The organism is Streptomyces sp. HD (assembly GCF_028369295.1).
GTDB lineage: Bacteria > Actinomycetota > Actinomycetes > Streptomycetales > Streptomycetaceae > Streptomyces.
In genome coordinates, this window is sequence record NZ_JAQMYP010000007.1 from 190377 (window position 1) to 216297 (window position 25921).

General features: G+C 70.2%; 13 protein-coding genes and 3 pseudogenes. 8 read left to right on the forward strand and 8 right to left on the reverse strand.

The window, feature by feature from the left end; all coding sequences use genetic code 11:
- The first annotated feature begins 53 nt into the window (after nucleotides 1-53).
- On the forward strand, nucleotides 54-614 hold the full coding sequence (locus tag POF73_RS09795; RefSeq protein WP_272114156.1) for a hypothetical protein: 561 nt from the start codon (nucleotides 54-56) through the stop codon (nucleotides 612-614).
- 303 nt (nucleotides 615-917) lie between these two features.
- Nucleotides 918-1049 (forward strand): annotated as a pseudogene (locus POF73_RS09800) (IS256 family transposase); the annotation flags it as partial.
- 704 nt (nucleotides 1050-1753) lie between these two features.
- On the opposite strand, the gene POF73_RS09805 reads toward POF73_RS09800, so the two are convergent.
- Nucleotides 1754-3439 (reverse strand): ribonuclease J, encoded by a 1686-nt coding sequence (locus POF73_RS09805; RefSeq protein ID WP_272114157.1) that lies wholly within the window; start codon nucleotides 3437-3439, stop codon nucleotides 1754-1756.
- 502 nt (nucleotides 3440-3941) lie between these two features.
- Here POF73_RS09805 and POF73_RS09810 point away from each other — a divergent pair.
- The gene (locus POF73_RS09810; RefSeq protein ID WP_272114158.1) at nucleotides 3942-4430 is read left to right on the forward strand and encodes a GNAT family N-acetyltransferase; all 489 of its coding nucleotides are present in this window, start codon (nucleotides 3942-3944) and stop codon (nucleotides 4428-4430) included.
- A gap of 656 nt (nucleotides 4431-5086) precedes the next feature.
- Nucleotides 5087-8647 carry a SpoIIE family protein phosphatase gene (locus tag POF73_RS09815; protein WP_272114159.1) on the forward strand — a complete coding sequence of 1187 codons (3561 nt, stop codon included), beginning with the start codon at nucleotides 5087-5089 and terminating at the stop codon, nucleotides 8645-8647.
- 97 nt (nucleotides 8648-8744) lie between these two features.
- On the opposite strand, the gene POF73_RS46185 is transcribed toward POF73_RS09815, so the two are convergent.
- Entirely contained in the window at nucleotides 8745-8960 is a 216-nt protein-coding gene (locus tag POF73_RS46185) for a hypothetical protein (protein ID WP_443049470.1), read from the reverse strand.
- Between the two features lie 78 nt (nucleotides 8961-9038).
- On the opposite strand from POF73_RS46185, the pseudogene POF73_RS46190 reads away from it, so the two are divergent.
- Both POF73_RS46190 and POF73_RS46195 read left to right on the forward strand, forming a co-directional pair.
- Nucleotides 9039-9101: pseudogene (locus POF73_RS46190) on the forward strand (hypothetical protein); the annotation flags it as partial.
- 155 nt (nucleotides 9102-9256) lie between these two features.
- Nucleotides 9257-9784 (forward strand): IS630 family transposase, encoded by a 528-nt coding sequence (locus POF73_RS46195; protein WP_443049471.1) that lies wholly within the window; start codon nucleotides 9257-9259, stop codon nucleotides 9782-9784.
- Between the two features lie 195 nt (nucleotides 9785-9979).
- Here POF73_RS46195 and POF73_RS46015 read toward each other — a convergent pair.
- The 5 genes and pseudogenes from POF73_RS46015 to POF73_RS09840 all read right to left on the reverse strand — a co-directional run.
- Nucleotides 9980-10173: pseudogene (locus tag POF73_RS46015) on the reverse strand (site-specific integrase); the annotation flags it as partial.
- A 1110-nt stretch (nucleotides 10174-11283) separates the two neighbouring features.
- On the reverse strand, nucleotides 11284-11637 hold the full coding sequence (locus POF73_RS09825) for a DUF6114 domain-containing protein (RefSeq protein WP_272114160.1): 354 nt from the start codon (nucleotides 11635-11637) through the stop codon (nucleotides 11284-11286).
- The gene (locus tag POF73_RS09830) at nucleotides 11634-12266 is read right to left on the reverse strand and encodes a DUF6230 family protein (protein WP_272114161.1); all 633 of its coding nucleotides are present in this window, start codon (nucleotides 12264-12266) and stop codon (nucleotides 11634-11636) included. Before POF73_RS09830 ends, POF73_RS09825 begins: the two co-directional genes overlap by 4 nt.
- Nucleotides 12267-12439: 173 nt before the next feature.
- On the reverse strand, nucleotides 12440-13336 hold the full coding sequence (locus tag POF73_RS09835; protein ID WP_272114162.1) for a class I SAM-dependent methyltransferase: 897 nt from the start codon (nucleotides 13334-13336) through the stop codon (nucleotides 12440-12442).
- 200 nt (nucleotides 13337-13536) lie between these two features.
- Nucleotides 13537-14679 carry an SDR family oxidoreductase gene (locus POF73_RS09840; protein WP_272114163.1) on the reverse strand — a complete coding sequence of 381 codons (1143 nt, stop codon included), beginning with the start codon at nucleotides 14677-14679 and terminating at the stop codon, nucleotides 13537-13539.
- A gap of 256 nt (nucleotides 14680-14935) precedes the next feature.
- Here POF73_RS09840 and POF73_RS09845 point away from each other — a divergent pair, with 256 nt between their 5' ends.
- A complete protein-coding gene (locus POF73_RS09845) occupies nucleotides 14936-22498 on the forward strand; it encodes a type I polyketide synthase (protein WP_272114164.1) in 7563 nt (2520 codons plus the stop codon).
- Nucleotides 22499-22523: 25 nt separating this feature from the next.
- On the opposite strand, the gene POF73_RS09850 is transcribed toward POF73_RS09845, so the two are convergent.
- The gene (locus tag POF73_RS09850; protein WP_272114165.1) at nucleotides 22524-23273 is read right to left on the reverse strand and encodes a transposase; all 750 of its coding nucleotides are present in this window, start codon (nucleotides 23271-23273) and stop codon (nucleotides 22524-22526) included.
- 490 nt (nucleotides 23274-23763) lie between these two features.
- Between POF73_RS09850 and POF73_RS09855 the strand changes: the two genes are divergently transcribed.
- Complete coding sequence (locus POF73_RS09855) at nucleotides 23764-25917, forward strand: glycosyltransferase (RefSeq protein WP_272114166.1); 2154 nt, start codon at nucleotides 23764-23766, stop codon at nucleotides 25915-25917.
- Nucleotides 25918-25921: the final 4 nt, after the last annotated feature.

The following is a 25921-nucleotide window of genomic DNA, read 5'->3' on the forward strand; positions in this document are numbered from 1 at the left end:
CCGGCCGTCGACCCGGATGCCTGGACGACGCGGCCGAGGCCGCGCGCAAGGCGATGGCGGACGTGGAGTGGGAGGGCAAGGCCGCCAAGGCGTTCCACAAACGCTCCAAGACGGCCCGCAATCAGGCCACCGACATGGCGGACGCACTGCGCGAGGGCGCGAAGGCGCTGGACGACTTCGCCGATCAGGCCCACGAGTTGCTCACCGAGATGGGCGTGCTGGTCGCGGAGATCGCCGAGTTCGAGATCGCGGGTCTGGCGCTGTCCGTGCTGACCGGCGGTGCCTCGGCCGTCGTCTCCTCCCTCATGGCTGGCTCGCGGGCGGTCAAGGTGGTGGCGCTGGTGGCCCGGATCGAGAAGGAGGGCACCGTGCTGGCCTCCGCGATCCGTGGGGTGATGGAGGTCATCCGGGCGGTGGAGCGGACGCTGAAGGCGCTCAACGAGATCCGGGGCGTGGCAGCGGCGGCCAAGATGGCCAAGGGAGGCGCGGAGTTCGCCGCCTTCGACGCGCTGCTGAAGGACCCGGAGGCGTTCAAGGACCCGGAGAACCAGCCCGAGTGGGCGACCTCCTTCACGTCGTTGTGCGGGATGACTCCAGGACACCACCTCGCCTGAGCGCACTTGAGGAGGACATTGAGATCGCACGCCGGGTCCGAGGCGAGGGGGCGGTACTGAGGTCGATCTCAAGAAAGTACGCGCCGTTGCGGCCCTGCTGTGGGAAGTCCAGCGACACGTACAGATCCGCCCGGACACTGGGCGGCACGCGTCGCTGCTCAACCTCCCAGGGTTGCGTCCATGGAGATGGTGTACGGGTTCGACCTGATCCGGGGGTTTGCTCCGGCGTAGGGATGATGCCCGCATAGATGAACGGCCACCGGCTGATCTTCGAGGTGTCGAAGCCCGAAGGAGATCAGCACGATGACCGCACCTGACAGTGTGCCCCTGCACGCCCTCGCCGAAGACAATCTCGCCACGGCGAGTCCCGATCTGCTGCGCGCGATGGTCAAGATGTTCGCCGACGTGCTCATGTCCGCCGAGGCCGACGCCGTCGATGCCGAGCCGAGACGGCGGTACAGGTTGACGAAGGCGTGTACCTCCACGAGTGCCTCGTCACCGTGCGCGTGCCGAGGCAGGCGTGCCGTTCGTCTGGGTGCCGCAGCGCTGCGACCAGATTGCGATAGCGAAGTGGCTGTCGGGAACCTCGGTCGGAGAGGCAGAGGCATCGTATGGGTGGAGGGGGTGGGGCCGACGCGCACCGGGTGGGACGGGATCGTGATGCCTCCTCCCCTGTGGTGGGTTAGGCGATTGCAGCATCCCTCTGTGTCTGTGCCCCTGCCTTTCCGTGCGCTCGTCTGATTTGGTGCTTGCCAATCAGCGGGTTTCTTGCGTCGGCCTGCCGATTCCGAAGGGATTGTGGGCGGGGCGCCCGCGATTAGCGCCGCCATGGGCGGCTCGGGTTGCCCCGAGTAGGCTGTGGCCATAGTTGTGGTCGTGGTCCCCGTGTCTCTGACGCAAGTCTGTGGCGGTGACGCACGTATGACGCACGGAGTCATTCACGGGACCTGGACCGGGGCGGGAAAACGCCTCTGACCTGCATGTTCTCTGGAGTGGCCCAGGCCGCACATGTTCCCGATGACTCATCATGTGGAGTGCGTTGCCACCCCGGCCTTCCGGGGTGGCTGCTGACTCCCGTGCCCGACCTCGGTGTTGGCGGGGCCGCGGCCGGAACGGGGACCGTGCTGCCGGGCCATGGCTCAGGCGTCGATGATGACGGGGATGACGAGGGGCTTGCGGCGGTGCGTGCGGAACGCCCAGTTCGCCACGGCGCGGGCGACGAGTTGTTCGAGTTGACGCGCGTCCCCGACGCCTTCCTCGGCCGCGGTGGCCAGGGTCTTCTCGATGACGGGGATGACCGGCTCGAAGGTGGCGTCGTCGTGGACGAAGCCGCGGGCCAGGAAGTCGGGGGCCTCGGCGAGGGCGCCGGTGTCTGCGTCGACGATCGCCACCACCGTGACCACGCCTTCGGCGGCGAGGGTGAGGCGGTCCTTGAGGGACGCTTCGGTGGCGCCGCCGACTTCCATGCCGTCCACGTAGACGTTGCCGGCGGGGACCTTTCCGGTGATGGAGGCGCGCCCGTCCACTAGGTCGACGACGACGCCGTCCTCGGCGATGACGACCCGGTCGGGGTCGACACCGGTACGGATGGCGAGGTCGGCGTTGGCCCGCAGGTGGCGCCATTCGCCGTGGACGGGCATGACATTGCGGGGTTTGACGATGTTGTAGCAGTAGACGAGTTCGCCGGCGCTGGCGTGTCCGGACACGTGCACCTTGGCGTTGCCCTTGTGGACCACGTGGGCGCCCCACCGGGTGAGTCCGTTGATCACCCGGTAGATGGCGTTCTCGTTGCCAGGGATGAGGGAGCTGGCGAGCAGGACGGTGTCGCCCTTGCCGATGCGGATCACGTGGTCGCGGTTGGCCATCCGCGACAGCGCGGCCATGGGTTCGCCCTGGGAGCCGGTGCACACCAGAGTGATCTTGTGGTCGGGGAGCTTCTCCAGCTCCTTGGTGCTCACGACCAGACCGGAGGGGACCTTGAGATAGCCCAGGTCACGGGCAATGCCCATGTTGCGGACCATCGACCGGCCGACGAAGGCGACCTTGCGGCCGTGCTGGTGGGCCGCGTCCAGGACCTGCTGGATGCGGTGCACGTGGCTGGCGAAGCTGGAGACGATGACCCGGCGTGGCGCGGTGCGCATCACCTGCTCGATCGCCGGGTTCAGCTCACGCTCGGAGGTGGTGAAGCCGGGTACTTCGGCGTTGGTGGAGTCGGTGAGGAACAGATCCACGCCCTCCTCGCCGAGGCGGGCGAAGGCGCGCAGATCGGTGATGCGGTCGTCGAGAGGGAACTGGTCCATCTTGAAGTCGCCAGTGTGCAGCACCATCCCAGCCCGGGTGCGGATCGCGGCCGCGAGGCTGTCGGGGATGGAGTGGTTGACCGCCACGAACTCGCAGTCGAAGGGCCCGAAGCCACGCCGGTCGCCCTCCCGCACCCGCACCGTGCGCGGCCGGATTCCGTGTTCCTTGAGCTTGGCCTCCAGGAACGCCAGCGTCAGCTTGGAGCCGACGACGGGAATGTCGGACCGCTCGCGTAGCAGGTACGGCACGCCGCCGATGTGGTCCTCGTGGCCGTGGGTGAGGATCACGGCCACGATGTCGTCCAGCCGGTCCCGGATCGAGGTGAAGTCCGGCAGGATCACGTCCACGCCGGGCTGGGTCTCCTCGGGGAACAGCACGCCGCAGTCGACGATGAGCAGCTTGCCCGCGTGCTCGAAGACGGTCATGTTGCGGCCGATCTCACCCAGGCCGCCCAGCGCGATGACCCGCAGCCCTCCTTCGGGAAGGGGCGGCGCGGCTTTCAGCTCGGGGTGCGGATGACTCATGCCCTGACGGTACCGGAGAGCGGGACAGGGTGATCCATTGCCTGTGTGATCTCCTGTCCCGACGGAGCCGGGCGCCCGCAGTGGGTGCCTCGGCACGATCGGAGCACGCCGGCGGCCGGAACGGGGAGTTGTGAAAGCGGTGCCACCTTCCCTGGCCGAACCGTTCACCCGGTGCTGGAGACGATCTCTTGCGCCCTGTCGTGCTTTCCGGCGTTCGCTGTCTCCCGGTGGGCCTCGGCACTGGTCCACTCGAAGTAGTCGAGACGCGGGTGCCGTCGGCGCTCAGGAGCAAGTGGGCTGAGCGGGCCCCTAGGCAGCTTCCTTCGTCGGGCAGACAGATGGCGGTGCCCCCGAGCGCTGCTGCCGGCGGGCGGTCGATTCGGCGGCAGTGACGTGGCCGATCGGTGCCTGGGCGAGCGGTTCCCGGGAGCGGTGCAGGAGCGCCTGCCCGAGCAGCCGACCCGCCGCGCGAAGGCAGTCCCCGGTGCGAAATACTCTCCCGATGAGTTCACGCACTTCCCCGATCCGTCAGCCGATCACGATACGGAGGGCCGTCGCGGGGGATGCCAAGCGGCTCACGCGGCTCGTGCGTGGCTCAGGTGCCTACGAGGGTAAGTACGCAGCGGCGGTCGCGGGCTACCGGGTCGGTGCTGATTACATCGAGGCCCACCGCACCTTTGTGGCTGTCGGCGCTGACGAACACGGAGGCCGGGTCCTCGGGTTCTACTCCCTCGTCCTCGCTCCACCGGAGCTCGACCTGCTGTTCGTCGCCGACGACGTGCAAGGACGGGGTATTGGACGGCTGCTCGTCTCGCACATGCAGTCCGAGGCCCGTGCCGCCGGGATCGACCGTCTCAAGGTCGTGTCGCATGTTCTCGCCGAGGGCTTCTACCATCGCGTCGGCGCGGTGCGGACCGGGACCGCGTTCGCGAACCCGCCCGCCGTGCCGTGGGACCGTCCCGAATTCGAGTTTCGCATTCCTTCGGAATGACGCGGTGTGCCGGTTGGCGGGGCACCGGCTTTCGCCTGCATGGTGGCCGGCTTGCAGGAGCCGCTTGACGCCCCGCGCTCCGTGTGTGCCGTCGCCTCTGCCCTGGCGTGGTGATCGCCTGCGCCAGCGGCCTCCCCTCGGCGAATTCCTCACCTCCGGCACTCCCAGAGCCATCGCAATCGGCACGCGTTGGCCTGGAAGCCCGGCATCCGGGCCTGGGCCAAAGACTGGAACGAACACCCCAAGCAGTTCATCTGGACCAAGACCGTCGAAGAGATCCTCGACTCCATGTCCCGCTTCTGCCGACGGATCTCTGGCGCAGGACACCGGCGAACCGCCGTCACTGCTGACGACGTCGCGGATCCTGGAGGCGTGCAGGATTCGCGACGTCGTGGCATGGGTTCCTGCGACCGTCGGCGGTGTCGGCGCCCACAGGGACTGCGAGCCGACGATCGCCGCCGTCGGCGTGCGGCTGCAGGCGTACACTGCGGAGAAAATCACGGTTTTAGGTATTTTGACCTCGTAATTCTGGCAGGAGCGTAGCCAGGACCGTCGGATCCGGCGTCCAATCTGCCCGCAAGGTCCGCAGCGAGTGGCCGTCGGCAGCCTTGGGAGGGCACGCGCGGATGAGATAGGCGCCAGGAGGACGATGCTCGATGACCCGGCCCGATGACCCGCGCACCGCGGCGGCCCGGATGTTCGCCGAGGCCGGCGCGTTCGGCGAGCTCCTGGCCGGGATCGACTGGGTGGCGACGCCGCTCGGGCCCCCCGAGTCCTGGCCGGGGCCCCTGGTGGACACCCTGCGCCTCATGCTCACCTCCGAGCACGGGATGGCTCTGTACTGGGGCGCCGAATTCGTCACGCTGTACAACCTGGGCGCCGCACCCATTCCCGGCGCCAAACACCCCTGGGCGCTCGGCAAACCCTACAAGGAGGTGTTCCCCGAGGTCTGGGCCCCCGTGAGTTCCCACTTCCACTATGTGACCGACACCCGCAAGCCCCTGCTGATCCCGGATGAGCCGCTCATCATGGAGCGCCACGGCTTTTTGGAGCAGTGCTACTTCGACTCCTCCTTCCAGCCCGTGCTGCTGGACGACGGCACCGCCGGCGGCGTGCTGCAGATCCTCACCGAGACCACCGGCCGGGTGCTTGGCGAGCGCCGGCTGCGCCTGCTGAGCGAGACCGGCGCCCGCACCGCCGGGCTGCCCACCCCGGGCGAGGTCGCCCGCGTCGTCGCGGAGGTGCTGGGCTCCTATCCCGAGGAGATCCCGTTTCTGGGCCTGTACCTGGCCTCCGAGCCGGGGATGCTGCGGCCGGCGGCCTCCGTCGGGCTGAGGCCGGCGCCCGAGGCCGCCTCGCTGAGTGCGGCCGACGGGTCGGAGATCGCGACCCGGCTGGCGCAGGTCGTCGCCGACGGTGCCCCTGCCGCGCTGCCGGCCGCCGCGCTCACCGGCGACAACACCGCCGGGCTCCACGCCGCGGCCTCCCGGCTCCCGGTCGAGCAGGCGCTGGCTCTGCCGCTGGACTGTGCGGGGCAGGTGGGAGGCGTCCTGGTGGTGGGCGTCAACCCCTGCTTCCCACCGGCCGGGGCCTACCGGGACTTCTTGGAGGTGCTCGCCGCCGCCGTGGCCGGGGCGCTGACGGCCGCGCTCGCCCACGACGAGCAGCGGCGGCGCGCGGAGGCGCTGGCCGAGCTGGACCGGGCCAAGACCACCTTCTTCGCCAACGTCAGCCACGAGTTGCGCACCCCGCTCACCCTGCTCCTGGGCCCGCTCCAGCAGGCCCTGGCCGACGAGGACCGGCCCGAGCGGCGCGAGCAGCTGGAGCTGGCCGAGCGCGGCGCCCTGCGCCTGCTGAAGCAGGTCAACACCCTCCTGGACGTCGCCAGGGCCGAGGCCGGGCAGATGCGCCCCGCCTTCGAGCCGGTCGACCTCGCCGGTGCCACGGCCGAGCTGGCCGGGGTGTTCCGCTCCGCCTTCGAGGCGGCCGGGCTGACGCTGGAGGTGGACTGCCCACCGCTGCCCAAGCCGGTGTACCTGGACCGGGAGATGTGGGAGAAGATCATCCTCAACCTGCTCAGTAACGCCCTGAAGTTCACCTTCACCGGCGGCGCCCGGGTGCAGGTGGCCGCGGCCGGCGACCGGGCCCGGCTGACCGTGACCGACACCGGCACCGGCATTCCCGCGGACCAGCTGCCGCGCCTGTTCGAGCGCTTCCACCGGGTCCGCGGCGCCCGCTCCCGCTCCCACGAGGGCAGCGGCCTCGGCCTGGTGCTGGTGAAGGACCTGGTGGAAGCGCACGGCGGCACCGTCGGCGTGGACAGCCGGCTCGGCCAGGGCACCACTGTCACCGTGGACCTCCCGTTCGCCGCCGCCCACCGGCCCCGCCCGGCCCCGCCCGCGGCCGGCGCCGGATCCCCCAGGGAAGGCGGAGGCGGCCGGCCCGGCCGCGCCGCGGCCTATGTGGACGAGGCGCTGGGCTGGCTGGCGGCCGACCCCGTCCCCGCCGCGGCCACCCCCGCGGCACGCACCCCGCACGCCCCCGCGACCCACGATGCCCCCCACGGCCCCGGCCCGCACGAAACCGACCGCCCCCACCCGGCCCGCCTGCTGGTCGTCGACGACAACGCCGACATGCGCGCCTACCTCACCCAGCTCCTGCAGCCCGACTACGACGTGCTGCTCGCCGCCGACGGCCGGGCCGCCCTGGACTTGGCCCTGGCGCAGCCGGTGGAGCTGGTGCTCAGCGACGTGATGATGCCCCGCATGGACGGCTTCGAGCTGGTCCGGGCGCTGCGCGCCGACCCGCGCACCGCCCGTTTGCCCATCGTCCTGCTCACCGCCCGCGCCGGCGAGGAGGAATCCGTGCAGGGCCGGCAGGCCGGCGCCGACGACTACCTGGCCAAACCCTTCTCCGCGCGCCAGCTGCTGGCGCGCGTCCGCACCGGGTTGGAACTGTCCCAGCTGCGTGAACAGGTCCTGACCGAGACCCGCAACCAGCTGGCCGTGCTGGCCACCCTGGCCGACGCGGGCCTGCGGCTGTCCGCCACCCTCGACCCGGACCAGATACTGCAGACTGCCGGACAGATCCTGCTGCCCGACTTCGCCGACCAGATCAGCATCCACCTCACCGCCGCGGCACCCGCCCCGGCGCAGTCGCCCCCGGCATACATCGCAGGCACCCCTCTTCTCGCCCGCGAGGCCCTGGCCACCGCCGCCACCCACGCGATCAACGGCACTGCCCCAGCCCCAGCCGGCCCGCACCCGGCGCCCGCCGCCGTGCTGGCCCTGCCGCTGCACGCCCACGACCAGACACTGGGGGCCCTCGTACTGGTCCGGCACACCGACTACTCCGCGGTCGAACACAAGTATCTGGAGAACCTCGCCCACCGCCTGGCCCTGGCCTACGACAACGCAACCCGGTACCACAACGAGCGCCGCCTCGCCCTGACCCTGCAGCGCGCCCTGCTGCCCCACCGCCTGCCCCAGGTGCCCGGGGTGCGCCTGGCCACCCACTACCGGGCCAGCAACCGCGGCGCCGAGGTCGGCGGCGACTGGTACGACGTGCTCGCACTGCCCGACGGTGCCGTGGGGCTGGCCATCGGCGACGTCATGGGCCACGACGTGGAAGCCGCCACCGTGATGGGCCAACTCCGCTCCGCCCTGCACAGCCTCGCGATGGAGGGCGCCGGCCCGGCCCAGGTGCTGGCCAGGCTGGACGCCTACCTGCAGTCGCTGGCCACCGAACGCTTCGCCACCTGCTTGTACGCGGTCTACAACCCACACCGCCACCGCCTGCGCTACGCCGCCAGCGGGCACCTGCCGCCCTTGCTGGTAGCCGCCGACACCGCCTACCTGGAGCTGCCCCCGGCGCTGCCGCTGGGACTGGGCAGCACCCCGATCGACCGCGAGGTGGCGTTCCCGCCCGGCACCAGCCTGCTGCTGTACACCGACGGCCTGGTGGAAAACCGGGCGCTGTCCCTGGACGACTGCCTGGCGGCCCTGCGCCAGACCTGCGGCGCGCTCCCCGTCGCCGCCCGCACCGACCCCCAGCAGATCATTGAACGGGCCCTGGAGCTGCTGAACGCCCCCGACCGGGTCGACGACGACACCGCCCTGCTCGCCGCCACTGCCGAGCCATCGTGGCGAACCGGCGACCCGCAGACTGCCGGAAGGGCCATACAACCGACCGCTACTACGCGTAGGCATGGTTATTGATCCGAGACGGTAGGTGTTCTGGATCGATGATCCCTGGGTGAGTGAACTGGTGGGGGATGAACGGCAGTTGTCGCCGTCGGCGCGGGAGGCGCTTCGGCTACGGGCAGTGGCCGCGTTGGTCGCGGGCCGGACTCGCGAGGATGTTGCGGCGGTGTTCCAGGTCTCGCTCAAGGCGGTGGACACGTCGTGGGCGAAGTAGCCGGCGGGCAGACGAGAGGCACTGGTGGCCCAGTCGCGCGGGCGGCGGGTCGGCGAGCATCAGCTCCTGGGCGAGGTCGAGCAGCAGGCGGTCCTGCAGGCTGTACTGGATCACCGTCCCTGTGACCTGGGGCTGGCTGGGCAGCTGTGGACGTGGGCCCGGGTAGGGGATCTGATCGCGAAGCTGTACCGGGTGCGGCTGACTGAGCAGGGGGTGGGCCAGTACCTGCGCCGCTGGGGCCTGCCCTTCCAGCGGCCGGACAAGCGGGCCGTCGAGCAGGACGCCGAAGCGGTCCGCGTCTGGCGGGAGGAGACCTGGCCGGCGATCCACGCGCAGGCGAAGGCCGAGGGTGGTGGGGTGCTCTTCGCGACCAGGTCGGTATCCCATCCGACCAGGTCACCGGCCGTACCTTGGGTGCCAAGGGGTGCACCCACATCGTGCGCCGCACGGGCAACCGGTTCTCGGTCAACGCGATGTCCGCGATCAGCACGAAGGGCCGCATGCACTTCATGGTGTTCACCGAGACCTTCGACGCCGACGTCATGTGCCGCTTCCTGGACCGGCTCGCGGGCCACTTCGACCGCAAGGTCCACCTCGTCGTGGACGGCCACTCCGCCCACCACTCCCGGAAGGTCCGCGCCTGGCGCGCCGGTCACCCCGACCGCATCGAGCTGCACTTCCTGCCGTCGTACTCGCCGGAGCTGAACCCCGACGAGCTGCTCAACGCCGACCTCAAACGGAGGCTTCCGATGCACAGTCGGCCCCGGGACCAAGCCCAACTCGCTGCCGAGACCCGCAGGTTCTTCCACCGGCGCCAGCGTCAGCCACACATAATCCGCGGCTACGTGTCATTGCCATGGGGACCAGTTGGGTACCACACGGTGCTCGCGACCCTTGACAGCATGCGCGGGGACACACGTCCTGCACCCTGGTTCTGACTGATATATGAAGCTAGTTCCTATTGCCCTCGCTCCTGGGGGTCAAGGGGTCGCAGGTTCAAATCCTGTCGTCCCGACTGGAGACAGTCGCAGGTCAGGGCCGGTTTCGGAGGAATCTGAAACCGATCCTTGATCATTTGTGGGGATCAGTCGGGGACGGGCGCCCTTGACCGAAGTCAGTGGGTCGGCGGGTCGGCGGGTCACGGCGATCGGGCTCGGCGGCGAGCGCGGTGCGCGCAGCACGCTGAAGTGGGCGGAGAGCGCTGCCCCGGCGGCCGTGATCTTGTGTGCGTCCGGGTGCAGGCGGCGCTGGGTGGTGGTCAGGATCCGTGGCCGGCGATCCTGTGTAGGACGTGTACTTGGACTCCTGCGTCGGCGAACCAGGTCAGTGGGCTCCTGACGGTCAGGCGCGGTGCGGTGACGTGCATGCGGAGGTCACCGAGGTCGGCCGTTCTGCCTTCGGCGTGGCCGTCACGGACGTCCCTGATTTGGACACGACGGTAACCAAGCGGGGCCCGCCGAGTTTTCGGCTCCAGCGAACCGCTCCCTCCAGCGAAACGGCCTGTCGCTCGCGCGTGACGAGCGAAGGGCAACCGAACTGGTCGAGCGGCTGGTGATTCCGCCCGTGCTCCGACGCCGGTCACTATGGGTGGTCAAGTGGCACTCCGCATGGCCACCCATCGGTGTTGGCGGGCTGGCGGCCGGACGGCCCAGGTCCGCTCCGTCAGCTCCTCGGCTCGGGGCAGGCTGCAAGGAGCCAGCTCCCTCTGCCTCGTGCCATCGCTCTCTCAGAGGATGCTGGTCTCGGGCCTGGCGATCACGTGGGGGGAGAGAGGGACGGCGGCGTGGGGCGGGTGGCCGGGCAGCCGGCCGTTACTGCGCTGGGCGCAATCTTCGTCTGCTGGGTGGTGGCATGGCTGGCCAGTGTCGATAGTCCAGAGGCGTGAACGCCCGTCAGCTGTAGGAATGGAACGGGAACTGGTGGCACGGTGGCCGTGGACAGGGTCAGCGGGAGCAGCCCGAATACGCGGCCGCTGATCAGTTCCGCGCGGAAGCGGACGTCACCTGAAAGCGTCAGGCGGTGCGCGCGGATGCAAGTGCCGGTCTGCCCTGGGGGACCGGGACTGCCGATCCGTACCTGCTCAAGCGTTACACGTTCAGCCCGGCATACGCCGTTGCCGAGGGCGGGCAGCGCGCAGGAGAGGCCAGTGATGGTGAGGGTGCGAGCGTGCAGGTGGGTTCCGTCCGAGCCGCGGGAATGCAAGCCGGTGGCGCCCAGACACTCCTGCATGGTGCGGGCGGCGCTCTGGACGGCCGACCCTCGCGGTGCTGTTCGGAGAAGGGCTTCGTTCGTGCAGGAGGGCGGCGGCTCAGCACGGCCTGACGGTGACATAGTGACGGTCGGTGACACCCTCTGGGCAGCGCTCGTCGGGCCGGTGAAGTGTCCGAGGAGGCAAGCGGCGATCACCAGCAGGGCAACTGGGCACGCCGCCGGCGGTTCAGCCACGGCTCGGCGCCGGCGGAGCGTCGTCTTCTGTGCTCCGCCACGCCAGGGCCAGAGACCCGCCGGTCAGGGCGAGCAGCATGCCGATGAGGAATCCGCCGAGGTTGGCCAGCGGATAGGAGAGCAGGCCGAGCAGTACGGCGGCGGTGCCCGTCCGGGCTGCGGTGGCCGGCCGTGTCCACAGCTGCCAGGCGCAGCCGATGAGGGCAGCTGCCAGGAGCAGGGCTGCCGTACCGCTGAGGCCCTGGACACCGAGCAGGGTCGGGCGTAAGAGGGGGAACGTGGCGAGTTCCAGGCCGGCACAGCCTAGGAGGAGGCTGGCGCCGACGGGGCGTGGGCGGCGGGTCATGGGCATGACTGTTCCCCCCGTTTGATGGACAGGGCGGCGTCGGACAGCGAGAACAGTCCGGCTGTCAGTGACCAGGCTTTCAGCCGCATGTGGGTGATCGTCAGGGTGCGCGCCTGCTGTCCGTAGGAGCCTGCGGGGCCGGTGGCGCCGGAGCTTTTCAGGGTGGATGCGTCCCGTCCCATTTCCACTGACTGGAAGGTCATGTCGCCGGTGACCTCGGACAGGTCGAGGACCATGTCCTCGGCCCGTACCGGCTGGTCTGCGTCGGAGCGGACGATGACGGTGGCGGAACCCAGCGGGGTGTGTGCCACGGCGGACTGGCACAGGCCGCTGATCTCGGCATCACGGATGCCGACGACGGCCACCGGGTGGTCATGGCCGTCGATGTCCTGGCGGAAGGAGGCGAACTGGGTGGCGCCGGTGGCGGTGAGCTTCCGCGCGGTGACGGTGAACGGGTTGCTGGCGACGGCGATGGAGACGGGAATCGCGGTGGCCGTGGTAGTGGCGATCATCCCGGACGCCAGCGCGGTGGCCGTGAGGAACGCGAGGGTGAATCGCCGCCAGTCCGTTCGGCTCTTGCGCTGTCTGCTGGGCGCCGCGCGGTACCGCCGCAGTCCGAACCGCTTCATGGATGTGTGTCCCTTCGATGCCAGGGCGGCCATGTGCCGTGTTGCCACCAGGGCTTCAGCTCTTTCAGGACGCGGTTGCAGAGCGATGCCGGGGTGCCTACCGGAGTTGGGGCCGAGCCGGGGGGCGTAGGCCCTGTCACAGTCGAGTCGCGGCGCAGAGTGGTGCGGGGTGCTCAATGGTCTGGTTTGTCGCAGACCAGGGCGTGGTAGCCGGCTGTTCGCCCCAGTGTCTGGTGGGCTCGGAGGACGGCAGTGAGGTTCTGCCAGTCCTGGTGGGTGAGTACTGCCAGGCCGGGCCACCACAGGCGCAGCGCGCGGCGGCCGCCGCGCGAGGATGCAAGGCGGCTGGCCAGGCCGAGGAGTTGAGTGGATCGGTGAACGACCGGACGGGTCCAGTCCAGCACTGCGGAGACGTCGAATCCGGCGGCGGTGGCGTGCGCAACGTAGGTCTTCGGAGTGTCGAAGTCCTCGAACTGCCACGTGTCGCGCACCAGCCTGTGAGGGTCCAGCTCGGCGAGCGTCTGCGGTGCTGTGTCGGGCCAGGTGAGGTCCACCAGCACAAGACGGCCACCGGGGCGCAGCACCCGGTAGCTTTCGGCGAGGAAGGCACGGCGGCCGGCCGGTCCGAAGTGGAAGGCGGCTTCCAGGCAGTGGACGCGGTCGATGCTGCCCGCAGTGAGGTTCACGCCTGCGGCCTCTTCGGGTAGACGGGTCACGTCGGCGACGGCGAAGGAGACGCGGGGCCGGTGGCCGAAGCGTTCGCGGGCCAGTTCGATCTGCTGGGGTTGGAGGTCGACGCCGAGTGCCTGGCAGGCGTTGTCGGCCAGGCACGCCGTGGTGTGGCCGCGTCCGCAGGCGGCGTCCAGGACGACATGCCCGGGCGATGTGTCCAGCAGCGCAAGCGACTTGCGCGCGAGAGTCCGTTGGAACGGAGCCAGCCCGCCCAAGGCCGCGGGCAGCGTGGGCAGGGTGAAGTAGCCGATGTTGACCAGGTCGCCCCAGCCCAGATGGCGGAGGAAGCGGAACAGGATGCTGGTGTCGTTATAGGCATCGGCGAGGTTTTGTACCACTGGGTGTGCCTCTCTTACAGGCCAAGGGCGGTAACACGGCGCTGACGGCATCTGTCTGCAGTCGGCTCAGGCAGGCCGCGCGTCTCGTGCGGCGGGTGCTTGTACGGGTGTCGGGCCCTGTGCCGCGCGGCGAGGTGATACGGGTTCGTGCAGCGCTCTGCGGACCCGGGTGAGTCACCACGGCTCACCTGGGCGACGGCTCACCCGGCCACCAGGGCTTCGGCGCGGGAGAAGGTCCGGGTCAGATAGGCGTGGTCGACGGGGGCGGGGTCGGGGAGGCCGTCGAGTGCGGCGATGAGGTTGGTCCGGTCGTAGGTGCGGCGGTGGGTGCTGTAGGTCAGCAGGGGAGCGCCGTGCTGGGCGACGAGGCGCTCCAGCGATGTCGGGCGGGACAGTCGCTCGGCCATGGACACGGTCAGTCCGGGGAAGCGGGTCTGCAGGGCTGCGGCGGCAGTGGCGAACGACACGTTGTGGGGGTGGGTGACGTGCAGGGTCCGCACGCCCGTCGTCGGCCGGGCGCCCGATGCGGCCCGCACCATGGCGTGCGCCGCGTAGTCGGCCTGGAGCATGTTGAGGCTGCCGTGCGGATCGCCCTCGACGCGGAAGTGCAGATCTGACGCCAGGTGACCGGCTTCGCCGGGTGGCCGGTGCAGCAGCGCCTGTACCGGCGAGGACCGCTTCGCTTGGCTGCGCAGGTGGCGCTCCAAGGGGCGGAGAAGGAAGTCGGCCGGCTGGGCGGGCAGGCCTTCCGGGATGGGCCTGTCGGTGACCAGGAGGCTGGGGCGGAACACCGTCGCGTCGCGTTCGTTGCGGTACGTCCAGGCGTGTACCAGCCGCTCGGCCGTGTACTTCGATTCCTCGTACGGGACCTGGAATCCGGCCGTGTCCAGAAGGTCGTCTTCCCTGATGCTTCCCGTGGCGCGCCGCCCCGCTACGTAAGCGGTGCTCACGTGCAGCAGACGGGCGTCAGGTGCCTCGTCGGCGAGTTCCAGAACGCGGCGGGTGCCGATGACGTTCGCGTGGTGCAGCGGTGCCGGATCGCTCGCCATCTTGAGCAGGGCCGCGCAGTGCCACAGCGCGGTCAGTCCGTCCGTGATCCGGGCTCGCTCCAGTGGGCTGAGGCCGAGGCCCGGCCGGGTCAGGTCGCCGGTGACATAGCGGACGGCGGTGAGTGCGCTGTGAGGGATCGGCGGAGCGTCCAGCCACTGCACTGCGGCTTCGACGCGGTCACGCAGCTTCTCCGGAGTGCTGCGGCCCAGGACGGTGATGTCCTCTTCGCCGTGGGCGAGCAGTTCGCGCAGGAGGCGGCAGCCGAGGAATCCGGTCGCGCCAGTGAGCAGCACGGACAAAAAGGTCTCCTGAGGAAGGGGTGGGGGCGGGAGGAGACGGTACGCGGTTGCCGTTGGTCACGGGCGGTGGTGCGGTGCAATTTCCACATGATCACTCGTACGAGCGGCCGGTGGCACGACGGGCGTTGACCACTCGTCCGGCTGCTTTCGGTGCCGGGAATACGGCGAACCGCTGTGACCACGTGCACGTGCCCATCTCCCGGATGGTTACGGTCCGTTGCTCTCTTGTCCGCACAGTGAAAGGCCGCGCATGACGCAGCACCCGGCACCCGACGCCATGGACCGGGGCATCGCCATCATCGGTGTCTCATGTCGCCTACCCGGCGGCATCCACGGCCTCGACGCGCTGTGGGGCGCCCTGCTCGAAGGGCGCGACGCGATCGACGAGGCGCCGGCGGACCGGTTCGACGCCCGCCGGTTCGTGACCACCGACATGGCCCGTACCGGCCGGAGTTACACCGCGGCGGGCGGTTTCCTCGACGACGTTGCGGGCTTCGACGCCGGCTACTTCGGCATCTCGCCGAAGGAAGCCGGGCAGATGGATCCGCAGCACCGGCTGCTGCTTGAGCTGGCCGCCGAGGCCCTGGACGACGCGGCCCTTGCTCCCGCCCGGCTCGCCGGCAGCGACACAGCCGTGTACGTCGGCATCTCCGACGCCTCCTACGGGATGATGCAGATGCTGTCGCTGCACACGGTCAACCCGTACACGATGTCGGGCGCGGCATCGTCCATCGCGGCCAACCGCCTGTCGCACGCCTTCGACCTGCGCGGTCCCAGCATGGCGGTGGACACCGCCTGTTCGTCCTCACTCGTGGCCCTGGACCGTGCGTGCCGCACGCTGTGGGACGGCACCAGCCGGGCGGCACTGTGCGGCGGCGCCAACCTCCTGCTCAGCCCCTACCACTATGTGGGGTTCTCCCAGGCGTCGATGCTGTCGAAGCGCGGACACTGCGCGGCGTTCTCCGCGGACGCCGACGGGTTCGTCCGCGCCGAGGGCGGTGGCATGGTCGTCCTCAAGCGGCTGCCGGATGCCCTCGCCGACGGGGACCGGGTGCTCGGCGTGATCCTGGGCAGCGGCAGCAACAGCGACGGGCACACGATGGGGCTCGCCCTGCCCAGCGCCGAGGCACAGGAGGAGTTGCTGCGCGGCGTCTACGCCGACGCCGGCATCGATCCCGACGAAGTGGTCTACTTCGAGGCCCACGGCACCGGCACACCGGTCGGCGATCCGCTGGAGGCCCAGGCCATCGGCCGCGCTCTCGGGGTCCGCCGGATCACCGGCGCGCTGCCCATCGGCTCTGTCAAGACCAACGTCGGTCACCTGGAGCCGGCTTCGGGCATGGCGGGTCTGTGCAAGGCGCTGTTGGTGCTGCGGCATGGCATCGCTCCTGCCTCGTTGCACGCTGAAACCCCGCACCCGGACATCGACTTCACCGGGCTCGGCCTGAGCCTTACCGCCCAGCCACAGCAGCTGCCCGCGGTCACCCGGCCTGTCGTGGGCGTCAACTCCTTCGGATTCGGGGGCTCCAACGCCCACGTCGCCCTCACCGCCGCACCGCCGAGCATCGCGTGTGCCGTGCCCGCGCCGCCGCCTGAGGGACTGCCCCTGATGGCCAGCGGCCGTACTCCGCAGGCCGTGTCGGCTGCCGCGGCCGCCGTGGCCCAACGGCTGGCCCACGCAAGTGAGGAGGAGTTCTACGACCTGGCCTACACCTCCTGCCGGCGCCGCGGCCTGCACGAGCACCGGGCCACCGTCCTGGCCCGCTCGCCGAAGGAGGCCGCACAGGGCTTTGCCGCGCTCGCCGAAAAAGCGGGCGAGGACACCCCCGAGGCCGACGCGCACGGCACTGCGGCTTCGCAGGTGTCCGCGGCCGTGGCCGAGGCAGCGCGCTGCGGCCACGTCACCTTCGTCTTCTGCGGCAACGGCTCACAGTGGGCCGGGATGGGCGCCGACCTGCTCCAGGAACCGGTCTTCCGCACGGCCGTGGAGGAGGCGGACACCGAGCTCGCCCCCCGGCTGGGGTGGTCGGTCATCGAAGAGCTCGGCCGGCCCGCCGACGACTGGCGGCTCGAGGCCACTGAGGTTGCGCAGCCGCTGCTGTTCGCCGTGCAGCTGGGCATCGTGGCCATGCTGCGTGAGCGGGGCATCACGCCGGCGATGGTTCTGGGCCACAGCGTGGGCGAGGTGGCCGCCGCCCACACGGCCGGAGCCCTGACCCTCGCCCAGGCCGCGCAGGTGATCACGGAGCGCAGCCGGGTGCAGGCCGCGACGGCGGGCCTGGGCCGCATGGCCGCCGTCGGCCTCGCTCCAGAGCAGGCGGCGAACGAGATCGCGGCCTGCGGTGAGGTGCTGGAGATCGCCGCCGTCAACAGTCCCAAGGATGTCACCGTCGCCGGCGACGCCGACGCCCTGGCGGCGCTCGGTGCCCGTCTCGCCGAGCGTGGTGTCTTCTTCCGGGACCTGGAACTCGACTACGCCTTCCACAGCCGTGCCATGGACGGCCAGCGTGAACCGCTCGCCGCGGCTCTGAACGGTCTCAAGCCCCGCGACGGCGACGTCGCACTGTATTCCACCGTGACCGGCGGACGGCTGCCGGGCAGCGCTTTGAACGCCGAGTACTGGTGGCACAACGTGCGCCGGCCGGTCCAATTCGCTGCCGCGGTCGAACGGGCCGCCGACGACGGCGGCGACATCTTCGTCGAAATCGGTCCCCACCCCGTGCTGCGGACGTATCTCCGCCGCACCGCCACCGCACAGCCGGGCGGGAAAGCGACCACCATTGCCACCCTGCGCAGGGACACGGACGGCCGCCGGACACTGACCGCCGTGCCGGCCGCGCTGATCGCAGCAGGGGCCGACACCGACTGGGACCGGTATTTCCCCAAGCCTGGACGCGTCACCACGCTGCCCGCCTACCCGTGGCAGCGCGAACGGCACTGGAACGGCGACCCGGACGTCTGGTACGGGCAGGGTGCCCTCGTGCACCCGCTGCTGGGCTCGCGTATCAGCGCACCACACCCGGTGTGGGAAGGCACCGTCGAGCCGGGACTGGTTCCCTGGCTCACCGACCACCGCGTCGCCGGCTCCGTCGTCATGCCGGCCACCGGCTACGCGGAGATGGCACTCGCCGCCGGCCGCCAGGCGCTCGGCAAACCCGCCGAGGTCGAGTACCTGGACATCCAGACGGCCCTCGTCGTGCCCTGGTCCGAAGCCCCCACCGTCAGCGTTCAGACAGCCCTGCAGCCCGACAGCGGCACGCTGACCATCACCAGCACCACCACCAGCACCCCGGAACCGCGCACCCACGTCCAGGCCCGGGTCCGCGCGCTGCTGCACCCCCGGCCGGCAGCACTGGATCTGGAACTGCTGGCAGCCCACTGCCCACGTCACCTCACCGGCGAAGAGCACTACACCGCCTGCGCCACCGCCGGCCTCACCTACGGGCCGACGTTCCAGGTACTGACCGGCCTGAACGTCGGCGAAGGCGAAGTCCTCGCCCACTACCACCACGCCACGCCAGGACAGCCGTACACCGTTCACCCCGCCCTCCTCGACGGCGCACTCCAGGCCGGCGCCCCGCTGCTGCAGGACCTGGCAGCCGACCAAGCCGCGTTCCTGCCCGCAGCGATCGGCGCCATCCGGGTCTGGGACGAGCCCACCCCCACCGGCGCCATCCGTGTACGCGAACGCAGCCGAAGCGATCACGAAGTGTGCTGGGACATCACCCTCACCGACGACGACGGACACGTCACCGCACAGATGGACGGCTGCCGGCTACACCGCGTCACGGCAACCGGCCGCACACCGCTCACCGTCCACCAGACAGAGCTGAAGGCCGCACCGCGCCTCGACAGCCCGGCCGCCCCTTCCCCGCTGCCCTCCCCGCAACGCATCGGCCAAGCAGCCGCACACCGGATCGCTCAACTGCGGGAACAACTGCCGGACCACTGCGGTCCTGCGATGGCTGTGCTGCGTGAGGGGACCGCCCGCCGGGCAGCCTCAGTCTTCGCCGCCATGCTGGCCGATCCGGACGTCCCCTTCACCGCGGATGATCTGGTGGCGGGCGGGATGCTGGAAAAGCACACGCGGATGCTGGCACTCATCCTGCCCGACATGGAAGAAATGGGCCTGATCGGAGCAGAAGGCCCCGGACGGTGGCGGCTGACAGCAGCCGACCGCTCCACGGACCACCTGATTCGTCACGCTGCCGCCAGCTCCCCCGACCAAAACGCCGCTCTCAGCATCGCCGTCCGTCACATCGCCAGGTTCGATGCACTCCTGCGCGGTGAGGCAGACCCTCTCGAATTGCTGGTGGACGACCACACCGCACAGGCGTTGGAGCACTTCTACGATCTCCTGCCTGTCACGCGGTTCCACAACCGTGTCGTACAGGCCCTCACCCGCGAGATCGTCGCCCAGTGGCCCCAAGGACGTTCGCTGCGGGTCCTTGAGGTGGGAGCCGGAACAGGGGCCACGGCGGCGGCCCTGCTGCCGCTGCTGCCACCCGAGCGCACCCGCTACTGCTTCAGCGACATCTCCGCCTTCTTCTTCTCTCGTGCGCAAAGCCGACTGGCCTCCTACGACTTCGTCGACTACCGCACTTTCGACCTCTCCCAGGACCCGGTCGGCCAAGGCTTCACCCCGCACAGCTTCGACGTCGTCGTCGCCGGAACATCCCTGCACACCGCCCCCGACCTGGCGGACGCCCTGGGTAACGTGGCAACCCTGCTGGCGCCCGGCGGACAGCTGCTGGCCACCGAAGTGCACGACCCGCAGCTCCTGCTGCCCTACTTCGGCTTCCTGGACAGCTTCTACGGCAACACCGACACCGAACTGCGTCCCCGCTCGCTCCTGTTGCCCCGTGACGAGTGGCCGGACCTGCTGCGCCGCTGCGGCTACGGTGACGTTCTCCAGACCGGGTACGACACCGGCCCCGTGCGCGACGGATTCTCCGTCCTGCTCGCCGCGACCCCGTCCCGGCCACCAGCCGAGCAGCCGGTCCCCGCGCGACGCCAGGCCAACGGCAGTGCCGTTGTGCTGGCGATCGAGTCTGCCGCCGAGCGGGAACTGGCCGAGGCTGTCAGCACTGCGCTCACCCAGGCCGGTGGCACCCCCTGCGTCGTGGAGATGAGCGACCACGATGACGCCTGGACGGACGTTCTCTCCCAGGCTCACACCGCCCCCGGCACCGAACGCCGCGCGGTCGTCCTGATTCTCGGCGAGGTAACGGATCAAGCACCGGAACGACTGACCGCTTTGGCCAGTCAGCGGGCCGAAGCCGTGCGGGCCTTGATGACCGCGGTCGGCACAGCACCACAGGGCGCACCGCCGGAACTGTGGCTGGTGAGCCGCCCCTGCGGCACCATGCCCGCCCCCGGCACCCCCCAGGAACTGGACGCCGCCCTCTGGGGCATGACCCGCAGCCTGGTCAACGAAGTCCCCGAGCTGATCAGCCGCCGCATCGGCCTGGAGCGCACCACGGACACCGCGAGTGACGCCGGCCGGCTCGCCGAGGAACTGCTTGACCCCACTGCCGAGGACGAGGTCCTGCTGACCGCCGCGGACCGTTTCGTCCCTCGCGAACGCCATCGGCCCGCGGCCCGGTCCGCCGACGGTACCGTCCCGTACACCCTTCGGGTGCACAACCCCGGCCTGTCCTACCGGCTTGCCTGGGAGCAGCAGGAGATGCCGCAGCCAGGCCCCGGCGAGGTCCTGCTCGAAGTGCGCGCCGCCGCGCTGAACTACCGCGACCTGATGCAAAGCGTCGGCCTGCTGCCCGAAGAGGCCGTCGAGGGCACACTGTCGGCAAAGGCCTGCGGACTGGAGTGCGCCGGCGTCGTGGTCGCCTGCGGCGAGGGCGTGACCCATGTATCGCCCGGTGACCGCGTGGCGGGGCTGGCGCCTGCCTCGCTCGCTTCCCATACGGTGACCAACTCCCGCGCGATCTGGCCGCTGTCCGACGAGATGACCTTCGCCGCAGCGGCCACCATGCCTGTCGCCTTCATCACCGTGCACTACAGCCTTGGACAGCTTGCCCGCCTGCAGCCCGGTGAGACCATCCTCGTGCACGGCGCCGCGGGCGGCGTCGGCCTCGCGGCGATCCAATACGCGCACGCACACGGGGCCCACGTCATCGCCACGGCCGGGAGCGGCCTCAAGCGCGATCTGCTGCGTGGACTGGGAGTGCGGCACGTGCTGGACTCCCGCACCCTGGACTTCGCCGCCCAGGTGCAGGAGATCACCGAAGGGCGCGGCGTCGACATCGTCCTCAACTCGCTCGCCGGCGAGGCCATCAGTCGCAGCCTGGAACTGCTGCGGCCGGGCGGCAGGTTCATCGAGCTCGGCAAACGGGACATCTACGAGAACAAGCCGCTGCTGCTTCGCCCGTTCGCCAACAACATCGCCTTCTTCGGCGTCGACCTCACCAAGCTGCTGCAGGACGAACAACAAGCCCAGGCGGGCCTGGCTGGTGTCAGCGAAGAGATCAAGCACAACCGGTTCCGTCCCCTGCTGCACACCGTGTACCCCGCCGCACGTGTCGATGAGGCGTTCCGGCTCATGCAGCACTCACGCCACATCGGGAAGGTCGTCGTCGCCTTCGACCCCCTGGACGAGCCGCCCTTGGTGGAACCGATCCGGCCGCCCTTCCAACTGGACCGGACGGCCACCTACTTGGTCACCGGTGGTACCGGCGGATTCGGTGGGGCCACCGCTCAGTGGCTCGCCGACCTCGGCGCCCGCCACGTGGCCCTGGTCAGCCGCCGCGGCACCGAGGCGCCCGAGGCCGACGATGTCCTGGCCGCACTCACCGCCCGCGGAGTGACGGCCACGGCCTATGCCGCGGACGTCACCCATCTAGAGGCGATGCGGGACATCACCGCCCGCATCGACGCCACCGGGTACCCGCTGCGTGGAGCTGTGCACTGCGCCATGCACCTGGACGACGCCCTGCTCAACGAACTGGACAGAGACCGGATCACCGCGGTCCTGGCCCCCAAGATCGCCGGCGCGGCCGTCCTGGACCTGCTCCTACGGGACCGTGACTGCGACCTGTTCCTGATGTACTCGTCAGAAGCCGCGACCATGGGCAATCTCAAGCAAACGGCTTACGCGGCCGGCAACACCTACCTTGAGGCCCTCGTTCGCCGACGCCGCCAGGAGGGACGGGCGGGCCTGGCCATCGCTTGGGGAGCCATCGGGGACACCGGATACGTGGCCCGCAGCGCCATGCAGCAGACCCTGGCCGCCATCGGCCTCGAATCGCTCACCTCACAGGAGGCGTTCGCTTCGGCCGCATCGCTACTGGGCACCGACACCGAGGTCGCCGGCGTCGCGCGCTTCAACTGGGGCCGGGCCGGGAAAGTGCTGGGTTCCTCCATGAGCACACCACGGCTGAGCGCGCTGGTGCCGAAGAACACCGACGGCGGCTTCGACAGAGAGGAACTGATGCGCACGCTGGCTCGGACGCCGGCAGAGGAAGCCATCGCATACCTGACCGACAGTCTCGCCACTGTCCTGGCGGACATTCTGCAGATGGACAGCGACCAGTTCGACCCCCACCGCCGTCTGGACAGCTACGGGCTGGACTCCCTGATGGCCACCGAACTCCTGGTCACTCTCAACGAGCGCTTCAGCGTCGACATCCCTCCCATGGAACTGCTGCGCAGCAGCACCGGCACCCTCGCAGACGTCGCCCGGACGGTGTATCTGCGTCTCGGACTCCACACAGCCGAGCACCCCGCTCCCCAACCCGCCATTCCGCACCAGGCGGACAGCCCCGACAGTGAAAGGGCCACCGCGTCCACCAATTGAGCCAAGCAGCGACCACTGAGCTTCTTCAGCGGTGCTGCTCCAGGGTGAGGACCGCCTTGGTGATTGACGTCATGCGATTTGGGCTGCATCGGGCTCTGCGGAAGATTCGCCAGGATTTCAGGCGGGCGATTCCTCGTTCGACGGGTGCGCGGGCGGCGGACAAGGCCCGGTTGGCCGTCTGCTCGGTCGGGGTGAGTTCGCCCTGGGGCGGCCGGCGTTTGGGGGTGGTGACCCACTCGCCCGCGCCGATGTAGGCCATGTCGGCGAGGACGGGGATGCCCTGGCGCTCGCAGATCCTGATGATCTTGTGGGTGCGGGCGGCGGTCAGGTCGTGCGTGCGGCCAGGCAGGGCGGGTGAGAGCCACAGCGTGCGACCGGCCGGGTCCGTGATGACCTGTACGTTCACACCGTGGCGCTTGTGCTTCGTCGAATAGTCCGCGCGCCCGTCGCCGACCCGGTCGCACTCGGTGAGGGTGCCGTCCACGAGAACGTAGTAGAGGTCTGTCTCGCGTAGGACCTTCAGCAGGCCCGGCGCCTTGTCGGCCAGGTGCTCGACGACGGTGGTGACGTAGGCGTGGGCGGTGCCGACGGAAATACGGAAACCCGCGGCGAGTTGAGCCAGGGGGTCGTGGCGGCGCAGGTATGCCAGAGCGATCACCGCACGCTCGGACGGCCGGAGTTTGCAGCATCGGTCACCCTCACGGGTGACGATCAGCATCGTCACCCACTCCACGAGTGCGTGCGGCAGGTCGAGTGCGGCAGGACACGGGACCAACAGGGCTCCTGAGCCAGCGAGTTGAGACCTAGACACCTCTCTCAACGGCACGGGAGCCCTGTCCGTTGCCTACGGTCCCGCCGTCACCCGTCCGGACGCCACCCTGAAAACCCTCAGTGTGCGCGATGGTGCACGAGGTATCCCGCTGCGCACATCATGCGCCCTGATTAAATCTGCTATATCCAGAAAATACCCTCGGCCCCTACTCCTGGGGGTCAAGGGGTCGCAGGTTCAAATCCTGTCGTCCCGACGGTGCGAAGGGTCTTCGCGGGCGAGAGCTCGCGGGGGCCCTTTTTCATGCCTGCCGGCGCCGACGCCGCCTGCTCGCGCAGCCGCAGCTTGACGCGCAGCCTCACCTTGACCGATGTCCGTTTCGGTGTAATGTGTACGTATACATCGTAAACATCTCTGAGTGCTGTCGTGAGTCCTCTGATCGGTCCTGGTCCGCTGTCTTGGGTCGTCGGCGGACCAGGACCCGCGAGGAGGACACATGAACCGTCCACTGCGTGTCACCGTGGTCACGACGGCAGGGATCCTCGGCGGAGCGGAAGTCTGGCTGCTGGCGCTGCTCGACGCGACCGACCGGCTGGACGTGGACGCGGTGATGCTGGGCAACGGGCCCCTGGGTGAGGAGTTCCGGCGCAGGGGAGTGCCCTGTGTCACGCTTCCGACGGGGCGGACCGGAGCGGCGATCGTGGCCTCCGCGACATCGCTCGCGCGCCGGTTGCGGGCTGACCGGCCGGACGTGGTCCTCGCCAACGGGATCAAGGCGGCATGTGTGTGCGGGCCGGCCGCGTGGCTCACCGGAGTGCGCTGCGTGTGGGTCAAACACGACTACACCCACCCCCGGCTGATGAAGCTCCTGGCCACGCTCATCGACGACTGTGTGGGGACGGCGGACGGACTGGTCGCCGCCTCACGACATCCCCGCGCCGAACTCGTACCGTTCCCCGTGCCGGAGGGAACCGCACTGCCCCGTGAGGCCGCCCGGGAGGAGCTGGTACGACACGGTGTGCGGCTCAACGGCCACGACGAGCGGTTGCTGCTCACCGTCAGCCGGCTGGTCTTCAACAAGGGCGTGGACAACGCGATCGAGGCACTGGCGAAGCCCGGCGGCGAGCGCTGGCGGCTGGCCGTCGTCGGGGGCGAGGATCCGACCGAACCTGGGGAGCAGGACCGGCTCTCGCAGCTGGCCGCCGGCCTCGGAGTGGCCGACCGCGTCGACTTCACGGGTTTCATCAAGGACGCCTGGCGGATCATCCCCGGAGCCGACGCCGCCGCGGTGCTGACCAAACCCACCCCGGCGATGCCCCATCCGGAGGGCTTTGGGGCGGTCGCCCTGGAGGCGATGCGCTCCGCGGTCCCCGTGATCACCACGCCGGGCCCGGTCGCCGACCGGGTGGCGGAACCGGGCGCGGCGCACGCCGGGATCGCCGTGCCGCCCGGTGACCCCACCGAGGTGGGCCTGGCGCTCCGCCGCTTGACGGACCACGACACGCGCGCCGCCATGGGCACCGTGGGACACCGGCTGACGGCTTCCCATCCGGGCCCCGCCGACTGCGCCGGACGGCTGGTGCAGATCCTCTCCGAGACCGCGCGCCTGCCCGGCGCGGGACTGACCGGGACCGAACCGGTCTCGGTGGTGACCACCGTGCTCGACGAGGCCGATGTGATCGACCGGCTGCTCGGAGGGCTGGCGCCCCAACTCGTCGAGGACGGCGACGAGATCGTCGTGGTCGACGGCGGCTCGACCGACGACACGGCCGACCGGGTCGAGGCATGGGCCGCGAAGGACGCCCGCATCCGGCTGCTCCGCCTCCCCGGCTCCACCATCTCGGCCGGCCGCAACGCCGGTGTGCGCGCGGCGGGCAACCCGCTGATCGCCTGCACCGACGCCGGCTGCTACCCCGAACCGGACTGGCTGGCCCGGCTGCGTGCGGCGGCGGCGGAGTCCGTCCCGCCCGATCTGATCACCGGCGTCTACCGGGCGGACGGGCAGGGGGCGTTGAGCCGGGCCATGTCGGCGGTGGGGTATCCGGTGCCCGATGAGGCCCGTCATCCGGGACCCTGGACACGCGTGTACTGCCGGCTCTTCGGCCGTGGACTGGACGCGGCCATGCCCACCGGGCGATCGGTGGCCTTCTCCCGCTCCGCCTGGCAGGACGCCGGGGGATTCCCCGAGCATCTGCACACCGCCGAGGACGTGCTCTTCGGCCGTGCCGTCGTCGGGGCCGGCCATCGGGCGGTTCTGGCCTCCGCCGCCGAGGTGGGCTGGGAACAGCGGCCGACGCTGCGTCGGACGGCGGCGATGTACTTCCGTTACGGCGAGGGCGGCGGACGGTCGGCCGACCCGCGCCTGGTGGGCCGGGACATGGCCCGAGCGGGCGCCTACGCCCTCGGTCTCGCCGCGCTGATGACGGGCCCACGCGCCCGCCTCACCGCGGCCACCGCGTTCACCGCGTATGTGTCACTTCCGCTCGCCAGGGCCGTCCGCCGACGCCACTGGACGGCCGTGCCGCTCGTCCCCTTCGCCACGGCGGTGCGCGACCTCGCCAAGGCGGCCGGGGCCGGGCGCGGACTGGTCGGTCGGCTGAGGTCGGGCGGGGCCACCACGGACGCTCCGGACAAGGACGATGCCTCATGAGCCA